Annotated in this window: 12 protein-coding genes; 6 read left to right on the plus strand and 6 right to left on the minus strand. The window is 36.9% G+C overall.

The window, feature by feature from the left end:
- Positions 1-352 precede the first annotated feature (352 nt).
- The 4 genes from fadR (at position 353) to PAND9192_RS11710 (ending at position 3,529) form a co-directional block, all read left to right on the plus strand.
- Positions 353-1,204, plus strand: a complete 852-nt coding sequence (gene fadR, locus PAND9192_RS11695; RefSeq protein WP_087820913.1) for a fatty acid metabolism transcriptional regulator FadR — start codon at positions 353-355, stop codon at positions 1,202-1,204.
- A gap of 136 nt (positions 1,205-1,340) precedes the next feature.
- Positions 1,341-2,201 (plus strand): winged helix-turn-helix domain-containing protein, encoded by an 861-nt coding sequence (locus tag PAND9192_RS11700; protein WP_087853967.1) that lies wholly within the window; start codon positions 1,341-1,343, stop codon positions 2,199-2,201.
- Positions 2,202-2,284: 83 nt separating this feature from the next.
- Positions 2,285-2,680: a hypothetical protein gene (locus PAND9192_RS11705; protein WP_144018104.1), complete on the plus strand. Its 396-nt coding sequence runs from the start codon at positions 2,285-2,287 to the stop codon at positions 2,678-2,680.
- Between the two features lie 234 nt (positions 2,681-2,914).
- On the plus strand, positions 2,915-3,529 hold the full coding sequence (locus PAND9192_RS11710; protein WP_087853969.1) for an outer membrane beta-barrel protein: 615 nt from the start codon (positions 2,915-2,917) through the stop codon (positions 3,527-3,529).
- Positions 3,530-3,593: 64 nt separating this feature from the next.
- Here the strand turns inward: PAND9192_RS11710 and PAND9192_RS11715 are convergent, their stop codons facing one another.
- The 3 genes from PAND9192_RS11715 to PAND9192_RS11725 all read right to left on the minus strand — a co-directional run bounded on the left by PAND9192_RS11715 (position 3,594) and on the right by PAND9192_RS11725 (position 8,463).
- Positions 3,594-5,123, minus strand: coding sequence for a SpoVR family protein (locus PAND9192_RS11715; RefSeq protein ID WP_087853970.1), 1,530 nt, complete (start codon positions 5,121-5,123; stop codon positions 3,594-3,596).
- A 108-nt stretch (positions 5,124-5,231) separates the two neighbouring features.
- A complete protein-coding gene (locus tag PAND9192_RS11720; RefSeq protein ID WP_087853971.1) occupies positions 5,232-6,503 on the minus strand; it encodes a YeaH/YhbH family protein in 1,272 nt (423 codons plus the stop codon).
- 25 nt (positions 6,504-6,528) lie between these two features.
- Positions 6,529-8,463 carry a PrkA family serine protein kinase gene (locus tag PAND9192_RS11725; RefSeq protein ID WP_060998145.1) on the minus strand — a complete coding sequence of 645 codons (1,935 nt, stop codon included), beginning with the start codon at positions 8,461-8,463 and terminating at the stop codon, positions 6,529-6,531.
- A gap of 553 nt (positions 8,464-9,016) precedes the next feature.
- Between PAND9192_RS11725 and PAND9192_RS11730 the strand changes: the two genes are divergently transcribed.
- Positions 9,017-9,397 carry a VOC family protein gene (locus PAND9192_RS11730; protein WP_087854122.1) on the plus strand — a complete coding sequence of 127 codons (381 nt, stop codon included), beginning with the start codon at positions 9,017-9,019 and terminating at the stop codon, positions 9,395-9,397.
- Positions 9,398-9,440: 43 nt separating this feature from the next.
- Here the strand turns inward: PAND9192_RS11730 and PAND9192_RS11735 are convergent, their stop codons facing one another.
- Both PAND9192_RS11735 and gap read right to left on the minus strand, forming a co-directional pair.
- The gene (locus PAND9192_RS11735) at positions 9,441-10,316 is read right to left on the minus strand and encodes a D-hexose-6-phosphate mutarotase (protein WP_087853972.1); all 876 of its coding nucleotides are present in this window, start codon (positions 10,314-10,316) and stop codon (positions 9,441-9,443) included.
- A 346-nt stretch (positions 10,317-10,662) separates the two neighbouring features.
- Entirely contained in the window at positions 10,663-11,658 is a 996-nt protein-coding gene (gene gap / locus PAND9192_RS11740; RefSeq protein WP_060998147.1) for a type I glyceraldehyde-3-phosphate dehydrogenase, read from the minus strand.
- A gap of 337 nt (positions 11,659-11,995) precedes the next feature.
- Between gap and msrB the strand changes: the two genes are divergently transcribed.
- Positions 11,996-12,385, plus strand: coding sequence for a peptide-methionine (R)-S-oxide reductase MsrB (msrB, locus tag PAND9192_RS11745; RefSeq protein WP_087853973.1), 390 nt, complete (start codon positions 11,996-11,998; stop codon positions 12,383-12,385).
- Here msrB and PAND9192_RS11750 read toward each other — a convergent pair.
- Positions 12,382-13,245 carry a DUF2989 domain-containing protein gene (locus PAND9192_RS11750; RefSeq protein ID WP_234999128.1) on the minus strand — a complete coding sequence of 288 codons (864 nt, stop codon included), beginning with the start codon at positions 13,243-13,245 and terminating at the stop codon, positions 12,382-12,384. The genes msrB and PAND9192_RS11750 overlap by 4 nt on opposite strands.
- Positions 13,246-13,317: the final 72 nt, after the last annotated feature.

The raw sequence follows: 13,317 nt of genomic DNA on the forward strand, positions 1-13,317 counted from the left end.
GCAGGCAGCAGCGTCCATTTGCTCCCAGTGTGTTAATGATAACTCTACCGACTGAATTCTATTAGTCAACCGCAGACACATATATGTAAAGTTATTATGACATTTTCATCACAAACTGAGGGCGATACCTAAGACATTAGCGCTATAATATACAGAATATTGCGGGCTAAATATTGCAACCTAATAAAATAGTGCCACTAATTGAGTTACTGATGGTGTAGATGGTTTATTTTTGTACATATCTATCTGCTTAGTGTCAGAGTTATAGACTAGATTTCAGCAATTGAAGAACTAGTGGTATGATGAGTGTTAATAAATAACATAAGCAAGAAGCGAATTGGATTGAACTTAGATGGTTATTAAGGCTGATAGCCCAGCGACGTTTGCTGAGAAATACATTATTGAAAGTATCTGGAATAATCACTTTCCTCAGGGCTCTATTCTTCCTGCTGAGCGTGAACTTTCGGAATTGATTGGTGTAACTCGCACGACACTACGTGAAGTATTACAGCGTTTGGCACGAGATGGTTGGCTAACGATTCAGCATGGTAAACCGACCCGTGTAAATAATTACATGGATACTTCAGGTTTAAGCATTCTCGATACGTTAATCACATTAGATGGACAGGATGTCCAACGAGTTTTGGCTGATTTATTGGCTGCTCGTACGGATATCAGTAGTGTTTTTATGCGCTATGCTGTCAAAGGTAATCCCGATAACTCTAGCGAATTAATTCAGCATGTCATTGAATCATGTCAGCGATTATTAGCTGCTGAGAGTTTTGCTGAGTTTATTGAAAATAGTGATGATCGAGTAAACTTACTCCAAGAAGTAAAAAAAATCGTTGATAAATACGGTAAAAATGACCCTCAATTGTGTGAGGAAATTTGCCGAGCACGCGCTTTTAACTACTATGATTACCGCTTGTTCCAAGGCATGGCTGGTAAATCAGGTAACACGCTTTATGTGCTAACAATCAATGGACTTCGTAAAATTTATACTCGCGTTGGCGGTTATTACTTTATGAATCCTGAAGCTTGTCAATTAGCTCTGAATTTTTATGGTGATTTACAAGCTTATTGTAATAACCATCAACCAGAATTAGTTGCTGATCGTATTAAAAAGTATGGTCGAGAAAGTGGCGCGATTTGGTATACCCACCGCGTTAAAATCTCTAAATATTTATACGAAGAAGAACAATAAATATACATAGTGCTGATATCAATATAAAAAAAGAGAGCTTATTAGCTCTCTTTTTTTATAAACGTCATATCTTATTGGATAAAGATGTTAATATAACTGATAATTAGTTATACGTTATGTTAAAAGTGATATTATCATGATCAGCAGTGAAATATATCAAATTGGCCCGATCCGTTATGATTGCTCAACACGGATATTGACACATGAAAATGGCTATACCGAGTATTTTACGCCAAGAGTGAGTGATGTCTTTTTATTATTATTAGAGCATCAAGGACAATGTGTTGAGAAAGATTATTTATTATCTCAATGCTGGGGAGATGTTATTGTCTCTGAGCAGGCGCTAACCAATGTTATTTCTAAATTAAGGAAAATACTGTATAAAAACTGTCCTGATGTTTTCACTATTACTACCGTAAGTAAATCTGGATATTTGCTTGAAGTTATTGAGGGTATAGGAGGAATACAAAAGAGTGTCGATAATAGCGATACTGATGCTATAGATCTTATTGATAAAGAACAAATGAGTAATAGACGTCCGACTGTCATATCTTTTGATAGTAAATTATCTAAAGTTAGCTGGTTAGCTAGTCATAAAATAACATTATTATTATTGTTATTTTGTGGGGTAACAGTAGGTATGATTTTTTATAAATATCATGAAATAAAATCACGACCATATTTTGTTAATGCATCTAGTTATTCTAAATTAGTGAATATAAATAATAATAACGTTTATATCCATACTATAAAGAATGGTGGATTAGATGAAGATGAAATTATTAAATCGCTTAAAAAAGGCTTGTCTTCAATTTGTAACTCTGAAGTTTATGTGAGGTTCTATAATAATACTAGAATTAAAAATCATGTTGGATTAGTTATTTTTATTATGAATAAAGATGGAAGGGCGTTTAATTTTAGAATGTCTGAATATATTAAAAATAATTTAGGTGATAAATTGAATGATTATTTGTTAGGAAAAAACGTTGTATGTTGAAAGCGATAAATATCACATTGTCGATCTCGGTTATTATATTATTACTTATATTTTACACTTTGAATTTCAAACAAGATAGTCTCGTGACGACACGATGGTATTGTGATCAATCTAAAAATAGCTTTATCTCTAAAGCTTATTCTGAATATAGTAATCTTACAGAGCATATGATTTTCACCTTTAGCTCTGAAGACAGTTTTATGATTCATGAATATATTACAGTAGAAAAAAAGGAAGGTGAGATATCACCAGTAGAGGTATTTTACGAAGGTAAATATAACAAAAAAGATAACGAAATAACGTTAAATTTTGATCGAGTAAGATTACTTAAACAAGTTCAGGATAATAATATAAATAAGAGTTATGAGGATTATCAGGGGTATAGTATATCGTATGCTTATAAATATTTAGGAAACAAGATGTACTTCTATTCAATGAATAAAAATGATGTGTTTGATATGGTTTGTTATAAAAATTAGTTCTTATATTTTTATAGGTAACAATTATTTGTCGATAAATATATTTGAAATCGATTTTTCAACGTATTGTTTTTATAAATAAATTTATTTTTATTGTTTTTATTGACTTAATTTGAAATATTTTATCATTGTGTTTTTGTTATTTGCTTATGGTTTTTTTTTGGTTTGTTTTTTTTTGAGATGAATTTGTATTATTGCCACTTCTTTTTAATTCCCAATTTGGATTTATATCTCATGAAAAAATTAGTTATCGCTACAGTGATGTGTTCATTATTATCTTCATATGCAGTTGCTAGCGAAAATAATACGGCAGTAAATAAGTATAAAGGATTTTATGTTGGTGGTGGTGTAGGTACAACAGATTTCCATGATAAACTTGGATCAGAAATGTCTAAGATAAATGACATTGGTCTTTCAACTAAATCAGATGCAGCATATAAAGTAATTACGGGTTACCAATTTAACCGTATTGTTTCTATTGAAGCGCAATATACTTCTTATGGTGATACTAAATATACTGCCGTGTCTGAAGGAGAGACAAGCCACTTTAAGGTTAAACAACAGTCATACAGTATTGCAGCGAATGTTGGTTATACGTTTGATAATGGTTTACGTCCTTTTGCTACAGCTGGTCTAGGTCAAATGTTTATTAAGTCGGGAGGCTTTAAAAAAGATGGCGGCTTATATCGTTTAGGTGCAGGTGTCGAGTATCAAATTAAACAAATACCAGGCCTAGGTATGCGTGTAGCTTATGAGGCTGACTTCTATACTCTTGAAAATAAAGATAGTCATAAAGATTATGATCAATCAGTTGGTAGTTGGTATGTTGGTACCACATATAAATTCTAAGTTATTAAAGTTATCTTAATATAAAAAACCGCCTTAATATAAAAATTAAGGCGGTTTTTATTGGTTATATATCGGTATTATATTGAGTGTTGGCAGGGCAGGTCGCAATTATTTTTCCACGTCCATCTGGTAACTCTTCTTCTAAAGTAACGTTAAAGCCCCATAACCGATGTAAATGTTTTATTACTTCAGTATGGCTTTCTGCAAGTGGAATACGGTTATGAGGAATATAGCGTAATGTGAGTGAGCGATCACCGCGTAATGCGACATTCCAAATTTGTAAATTAGGCTCATTATTGCTGAGATTATATTGTGATGATAATTTTTCACGAATCATGCGATAGCCTTCCTCATTATGTATCGCACTGACTTCTACATAGTTATGACGGTCATCATCGTTAACAGCAAATAGTTTAAAATCACGCATTAATTTAGGTGATAAAAACTGGCTAATAAAACTTTCGTCTTTAAAGTTTTCCATCGCAAAATGTAACGTTTCAAGCCAATCAGAACCCGCGATATCTGGGAACCAATATTTATCTTCATCGGTTGGGTTTTCACAAATACGACGTATATCTTGGAACATTGCAAAACCTAACGCATAGGGATTAATGCCACTGTAATACGGACTATTATATTCAGGTTGTGCGACTACGTTAGTATGGCTGTGCAAAAACTCAATAATAAATCGGTCAGTAACCAAACCTTCATCATAAAGGTGATTTAAAATAGTGTAATGCCAAAATGTAGCCCACCCCTCGTTCATTACTTGGGTTTGTTTTTGTGGGTAAAAATATTGGCTAACTTTACGAACAATACGTACTAACTCTCGCTGCCAAGGTTCAAGTAATGGCGCATGCTTTTCAAAGAAATACAGAATATTTTCCTGAGGATCGGCAGGGAAACGCTCTTCTTCAATAATTGTTTCTTTTGCTTGGTGTTGAGGGATTGTTCGCCATAGAGAATTCACTTGTGATTGCAGATAATCTTCTCGTGCTTTTTGGCGAGCAGTTTCTTCTACTAATGATATTTTTTGTGGGCGCTTGTAGCGATCAACACCATAATTCATTAGTGCATGGCAAGAATCGAGGAGTTTCTCAACATCATTTACACCATACTTTTCTTCACATTCAGTAATATATTTACGAGCAAAAAGTAGGTAATCAATGATTGAACTGGCATCAGTCCAAGTTTTAAAAAGATAATTGCCTTTGAAGAAAGAATTATGTCCATAACAGGCATGTGCCATTACTAACGCTTGCATAGTAATGGTATTTTCTTCCATCAGATAAGAGATACAAGGGTCTGAATTAATCACTATCTCATAGGCTAATCCCATTTGACCGTGTTTATAGCCACGTTCGGTTTCAATAAAACGTTTACCAAATGACCAGTGATGATAATTGATAGGCATTCCAATACTGGAATAGGCATCCATCATTTGTTCGGCAGTGATAACTTCAATTTGATTTGGGTAAGTATCAAGACGATAGTGTGCAGCAACACGTTTAATTTCAACGTGATATTGTTCAAGCAAATCAAACGTCCAATCTGGTCCATCACTGAGTGGTTTTGTTTTTGTCGTTATTGCCATCACTCAATCTCCCCATGTTTATTCAATTATCTAACTGATAAATAATGATAATCGGCACGTAGTTTATCGTGGTGCCGATTATATTCAGTTTGATGAAATGGTATGAATTTAACTAACTTGTTTTTTAAATAATTCCCTAAACACAGGGAAAATATCATCCACAGTTTTTATATTTTGCATTGCAAAGTTTTCGTGACCACTATGTAAGGCTTCATACTCTCGCCATAGGGTTTGATGTGCTCGACGCGTTATCTCAATATATGAGTAATAACGTGTCAGTGGCAGGATGTGTTTATCAAGTAATTCTCGACAGCCTGGCGAGTCATCTGCCCAGTTATCGCCATCAGATGCTTGTGCTGCATAGATGTTCCATTCTTCAGGGCGATAGCGTTGTTTAACGATGTCATGCATCATTTTTAATGCACTTGAAACAATGGTGCCGCCTGTTTCTTGTGAATAGAAAAACTCGTGTTCATCGACTTCTTTGGCTTGAGTGTGATGGCGAATAAAAACCACTTCAACATTTTTGTAAGTACGGTTTAAAAATAAATACAGCAGTATATAAAACCGTTTAGCGATATCTTTCGTTGCCTGATCCATCGAGCCAGAGACATCCATTAAGCAGAACATCACAGCTTGGCTTGATGGTTGCGGACGACGTTCATAGTTCTTATAACGTAAGTCAAAAGTATCTATAAACGGTGTACTATTAATTTTTTTCCGTAAGGCAGTAATTTCCTGCTTGATACGTTCCTCTTCAAAGGGCTGAGCGGGTTCGGTGGTAAACAGTAGCTCAAGCGCTTGTTCAAGCTCACGCATTTTACGACGTTTACCTGCCGTCATTGCAGTTCGTCTAGCGAGTGAGTTTTGCAATGATTTGACGATTGCAATATTTGATGGCACACCTTGTGATTTATAACCAGCGCGGAATGTCTTCCATTCGACTAACTGATTAATGGCATTTTTCTGTAAGTTAGGCAGTTCTAAGTCTTCAAACAATAAATCAAGATATTCATCTTTAGATATTTGAAAAACAAAATTATCTTGGCCATCACCATCAGGGCTTGCTTGACCTTCTCCTGCACCACCTTGACCGCCACCTCCTTGTGGGCGTTCAATGCGATCACCTGCAATAAATTGGTCATTACCAGGATGGACGACTTCACGTTGTCCACCTTTACCTTGATGAAATATTGGTTCACTAATGTCGCGAGAGGGGATGGTTATATCCTCACCACTATCGACATCAGTAATCGAACGTTTATTTACCGCATCAGCAATAGACTCTTTTATTTGCTGTTTGTGACGGCGTAAAAAACGTTGGCGATTGACGGTGCTCTTATTTTTACCGTTGAGCCTTCGATCAATAAAATGTGCCATAGTTCCCCCCTTTGTTGTCAGTTGGCTACGACGACTTACGCACGCGTAAGTACCATTCAGACAATAAACGTACTTGCTTACGGGTATAGCCTTTTTCCATCATTCGAGCGACAAAGTCATCATGCTTTTTCTGTTCATCGGTTGATGTTTTGGCGTTAAAGGAAATAACCGGTAATAGCTCTTCTGTATTTGAGAACATTTTTTTCTCAATCACCGTGCGCAGTTTTTCATAACTGGTCCAGTTAGGATTTTTACCTGCGTTATTAGCACGAGCACGAAGTACAAAATTAACGATTTCATTTCGGAAATCTTTTGGATTACTGATGCCTGCTGGTTTCTCTATTTTCTCTAACTCATTATTGAGTGCTGAACGATCAAATAATTGGCCAGTATCAGGATCGCGGTATTCTTGATCTTGAATCCAGAAGTCAGCATAACTAACATAACGGTCAAAAATGTTCTGGCCATATTCGGAATAAGATTCAAGGTATGCCGTTTGAATTTCTTTACCAATAAACTCAACATATTTAGGCGTTAAAAAGCCTTTGAGATGTTCAAGGTATTTTTCAGCAATATCTTGTGGGAATTGTTCACGCTCAATCTGTTGCTCAAGCACATAAAATAGATGCACAGGATTAGCTGCAACTTCGGCATGATCAAAGTTAAATACTCGTGATAGGATCTTAAAGGCAAAACGGGTTGAGAGACCATTCATGCCTTCATCGACACCGGCGTAATCACGGTATTCTTGATAAGATTTTGCTTTTGGATCGGTGTCTTTGAGTGTTTCGCCATCATAAACACGCATTTTTGAATACACACTAGAATTCTCTGGCTCTTTAAGACGGGATAGAACTGTGAAGCGAGCAAGAATTTCTAGGGTACTCGGTGAGCATGGGGCTGATGATAATTCACTGTTTTGTAGTAGCTTTTCGTAAATACGTATTTCTTCAGAAACCCGTAAACAATAAGGCACTTTCACGATATAAACACGATCGAGGAAGGCTTCGTTAGTCTTATTATTACGGAATGTTTGCCACTCTGATTCGTTTGAGTGCGCTAAAATCATGCCATCAAAAGGTAATGCTGATAGTCCTTCAGTACCGTTATAGTTGCCTTCTTGAGTCGCCGTTAATAATGGATGTAGCACCTTCAGTGGCGCTTTAAACATCTCGACAAACTCCATCAAACCTTGGTTTGCTTTGCATAACGCACCAGAATAGCTATAGGCATCGGGATCATCTTGAGAAAAGTGCTCAAGCTGACGAATATCTACCTTACCGACTAACGATGAGATATCTTGGTTGTTTTCATCACCAGGCTCAGTTTTTGCAATACCAACTTGATCAAGAATTGATGGGCGAACTTTTATAACTTTAAATTGCGTTATATCACCACCAAATTCATGGAGTCGTTTTGCTGCCCATGGCGACATAATCGTATTTAGATAACGCCCTGGAATACCGTATTCATCTTTTAGCAGCCCACCATCTTCTTGTTTATCAAACAAACAAAAAGGGTGATCGTTAACTGGACTACGCTCGCCATTGGCCGTCAGAATGTAAATAGGCACTTTTTGCATTAAACTTTTTAGTTTTTCAGCAAGTGATGATTTACCACCACCAACAGGGCCTAATAAGTACAGAATTTGTTTTCGTTCCTCAAGCCCTTGTGCTGCGTGCTTAAGATAAGAAACAATCTGTTCAATGGCTTCTTCCATGCCATAGAAGTCTTTAAAGGTGTCGTAGCGTGATATTACGCGGTTTGAAAATAAGCGACTAAGATGTGGATCTTGCGCTGTATCGATCATTTCTGGCTCGCCGATGGCCATTAGAAGACGCTCTGCTGCATTGACGTAAGAACTTCGATCGTCTTTACAGATATCAAGGAATTGTTGTAATGAAAGCTCTTCGTCCTTAGCTTCTTCATAGCGCTGACGATAGTGGTCAAAAATACTCATAGTATGCCCCCTGAATCGTTCTTATATTTAAGAGTAACGAGTGAAAAACATGATGTTTTTGCATTGGTTACTTATTTAAGCCTAGCCTGAACTTATCACTTTGTATTGCAGAGTTACTGGTTGGTAAATAAATAAATGTAGAAGAAATGGAATAAAACTGCTGGTTAAGTAACCAATATCAACCACTATCCTTGAATTACAGGGGGTTCGCAAGCTGATTTGTTGCAAAATCAACCTATATGTGATTGTTTCTTTTGTTTTAATTGATGGTTGTGTTAGTAGAGTGTTAATGCTTAATGTTGGGGTTTTATTGGTTGTTATGACTGTTTTGAATGATTATATTGAATCAATAATTTGGTTTTATTGTTAGCTGTAGTTTTATTGTGTTTTTTTGTCATTAGAGTGTTTTTTTATTCTGTCTTAGGATCAAGAGTAAATGAAAAATTGTAAGAATTTTGACGACAGAGCTTATTTTTTTCACAAAACTTTTATAGCTGACTTAATCTCAATAGATAACGATCGATATTGTTTTTTGAATATGGAGCAAGATGCTATGGCTATTTGTCGTGTCGATACCATTTCGATTCCTGTGTCTGATCAAAATCAGGCGCTGCAATTTTACCGTGATGTATTAGGCTTTGAAGTGATTAGAGATCATGCTGATAATCAACAGATGCGGTGGGTACAGTTGGTGCCTAAAGGCGCAGAAACGACGATCAGTTTAGTAAAACCATTTGCGGGAATGGAAGCCGGGGGAGTACAAGGGTTAGTGGTTCAAACGCATGATATTCAGTTAACCTACCAAGAGCTGAGTGGTAAAGGTGTGGCATTGTCAGAAATTATTACCATGATGGAAGGGCGATTTGCGACGTTTAATGATCCTGATGGCAACGGGTGGGTACTGATTCAATCGACAGCAACGATGTTGGCATAAATCGCTAGCAAGACAACATTGCTTGCTAGCGATAAATGATAACTTAGCGCTGAACTGCAATACGTGTTGATAACGTATGTGTTTGTCCAGGTTGTAATTCAATGGTTGGCGTATGGATCGTTGATTCGACACATACCATTGTTTCAAAACTGTTGTTGGCCATATCACCCATACTGATGGATAGCTCTTGCCAAGGGTTCCAAATAACAGCGGCGTTATGACCTTGATTAGTCACCAAAATAGTACGTTGGTTGTTTTTGTCATTAACTTCAATTGTCGCCTGAGGATGTGTATAAACACGATCTGTTTCAGTATTGAATGTTAACACATCACCGCCTTGACAAACTTTCCCTGCTTGAGTGCTATCGAGGTATTCTTCACCCATACCAGTGATAGTAACAGCATTAATATCGGCGATATTAAAGTAAGTGTGTAATGCACCACCATATGACCAAGGTTGAGTGTCTGTGTTGGTTGATGTTAGGCTAACATTTAACTCAGTACTCATTTCAAACGTCATTTGGTTATGGAACTTATGTGGCCAAATTGCACGTGTGTTTTGATTATCTTCCAGCGTTAAAGTAACAATAACGCCATTATCATTCTCACGGTGTTGCGATAATGTCCACTCACTAGTACGAGCAAAGCCATGTGATGGTGTCGCAGCTTTGCCAAACCACGGCCAGCAGACTGGAATGCCACCACGAATTGCTTTTGTTATATCAAATTCAGCTTCTTCGCTTAACCAAATAAGGTCTTTTTCACCTGCAGGTTTAAACCAAAGCAAATGACCGCCGTGGAGAGAAATACCGGCTTCAACCATTGGGTGAATGATGCGAATAATCTTCACGCCTTGATATTCACATACGGTAATAGCATCAGATAATGCATTAATTGTCGAAAGTTGACGTAAATCCATCTGCTTTTCCTTAATGTTGAGTGGCACAAGCGCCTATTGTTTATGTTTTTGTCTGCTTTTCATTCAAAAACATAAACAATGAAAACTTATTTTTCGTTTTGAAATATCAAAGAATATAGAAAGTTATTTGTTATTTTTGTTACGGTTTTGATCTGTATGTTTCATGTTTTATGACGTGAACGTGTATTTAGATGTTTGTTTTATAACATGCTAATTTATGACTGGTCGTGAAAATAGCGCACTATTATTGGTGAGTGACTATATTTTAGATATAAAAAAGGCGACACCCTTAAGCGTCGCCTCTTACTATCAGCTTTCAAAGAAAGTCAGCTAATTGCTTACATTATTACTTAGAGATGTGAGCGATTAGGTCTAGAACTTTGTTTGAGTAACCGATTTCGTTGTCGTACCAAGATACAACTTTAACGAAGTTATCGTTAAGTGCGATACCAGCTGCAGCATCAAAGATTGAAGTGCGAGTGTCGCCGTTGAAGTCAGTAGAAACAACTGCATCTTCAGTGTAACCAAGAATGCCTTTTAGTTCGCCTTCTGATGCAGCTTTCATAGCAGCACAGATAGCTTCGTAAGATGCACCTTTTTCTAGGTTAACTGTTAGGTCAACTACAGAAACGTTAGCAGTTGGTACGCGGAAAGCCATACCAGTTAGTTTGCCGTTGATTTCTGGAAGAACAACGCCTACAGCTTTAGCAGCACCAGTTGATGATGGGATGATGTTTTGAGCAGCACCACGACCACCACGCCAGTCTTTAGCAGAAGGACCATCTACAGTTTTTTGAGTAGCTGTAGTTGCGTGTACAGTTGTCATAAGACCAGAAACGATACCGAAGTTGTCGTTAAGAACTTTAGCGATAGGCGCTAGACAGTTAGTAGTACAAGAAGCGTTAGAAACGATATCTTGACCAGCGTAAGTTGCATCGTTAACACCCATTACGAACATAGGTGTAGCATCTTTAGATGGGCCAGTTAGAACAACTTTCTTAGCGCCAGCTTCGATGTGCTTACGTGCAGTCTCGTCAGTTAGGAATAGACCAGTTGCTTCAGCTACAACGTCAACATTGATTGCATCCCACTTAAGATCAGCAGGGTTACGCTCAGCTGTAACACGTACAGTTTTACCGTTAACGATTAGGTTACCGCCTTCAACTTCAACAGTACCGTTGAAACGGCCGTGAGTTGAGTCGTACTTAAGCATGTATGCCATGTATTCAACGTCGATTAGGTCGTTGATACCAACAACTTCGATGTCAGTGCGCTCTTGCGATGCACGGAAAACAAAACGACCGATACGGCCAAAACCGTTAATACCTACTTTGATTGTCATTACAGTTTGCTCCACAACTTAATTTCTAATGAAATATAACTGGTAGTAAAATTACAGAATCCTTTGTAAGCCTGCAAGCAAAAAAAACGTTTAAATTGCTTAAGGTCAAAAAAAAGTTCGGATATTTTTTACATTTCCACTACAACGACGGTAATTTGTACAAATATTGTTTAAATTACCGTCACAGTAATTATTAACTTTTAATCATATATTCAAAAACAAAATATGCTTTTTGGGTTTATGTGACTTTTTGCACAGGAAGTATGTGGTACAGTGACCCTAAATAGCAAATATATTTATTCGGTTTAGTTACAATTTTTTTAAAAGGCAATGCAGAATGAATAAAAAAGATAATGCATATTGGCGAGATAAGTTATCGACAGCGGCTTATCAAGTTTGTCGTGAGCAAGCTACTGAAGCACCTTTTAGTGGTACATTGCTCCATAACCGTGAGACTGGGATTTATTCCTGTACCTGTTGTGGTCAATCTTTATTCTCTTCTATCAATAAATATGATTCTGGTTGTGGCTGGCCAAGTTTTGATGCGCCTATTACTAAAGAATGTATTCGCTATTTAAATGATAATAGCCATGGCATGGTGCGTACGGAAATCCGCTGCTCACAATGTGATAGCCACCTTGGGCATATTTTTCCGGATGGTCCGCCATCAACAGGTGAACGCTATTGTGTTAATTCAATTTCACTGCTGTTTGCGTCAGATAATTAGTTCGGTAGCTTGATTGTTGTTTGAATATATTGACCATTGTTTAATTTTTTAACGATATCGATGACGGTAGTATTCAATTTCTGCCGTTCTTTATCGGTTAAACTAAAGCGATTTTTCATTGATGACGTCACTGTTTTTGGCGGTGTATTTGATTGATATTGATTGGCAACTTTTGTCCATACATATGCGGCTGCGATATCTTCTTGTTGGTAATATAATGTCGCTAGTGTGTGTAATATATTGATATTAATATTATCATTAGCTTTATATAGACTAAGACTATGGTGCAATATACTGATCGTCTTAGTTTTATTTTTGTCAATATAATAGCTAGCCAGTGCTAATTGTAATTCTGGGTGCTCAAGTTCTGTGTTCCCTTCAAGGGCAATAAATTGCTGTTTAGCCGTTTGGTCTCCTTGCGCCCAACGGTAAAAAATAATATGTGGATCTTGCGAAAACTGTAATTCTTGAGTAAGTCTATCGATAGCTTCATAACTATGATGCAATGCTTTTATTCGCTTTGTTTTACGTTGTTTTAACTCGGTTGGTTCAATGCGCGCCGCGTATTCTAGACAGAATTGATATTCTTGGGTTGCTTTTAGTTCTTTGAATTTGTGTTGATCGGTTGGCGTTTGTAGAGTGTCATAGCGTTGCCAAATGAGATTGGTACGTTGAATTCGACATTGGCCGTCATTAAGATTTAATGGTTGACATAATTGAGGATTATCATTGCATAGGCTATCGGTTGTACGGTAACGATCAAAGCAACCACTGACTAATAGCGGCAGTAATAAAATAGCAGCTATCGAGGAGACATCATAGCGAGGTGTGATTGTCAGTGGTAAAGAGACGATGGCCAAAATATGCACTTATTTGAAATGATAGAAGCATAAATTTAGCATTAAATTGTATTTTGTAAACGACTTGTTTTT

The sequence above is a fragment of the Photobacterium andalusiense genome (genome assembly GCF_900185625.1).
GTDB lineage: Bacteria > Pseudomonadota > Gammaproteobacteria > Enterobacterales > Vibrionaceae > Photobacterium > Photobacterium aquimaris.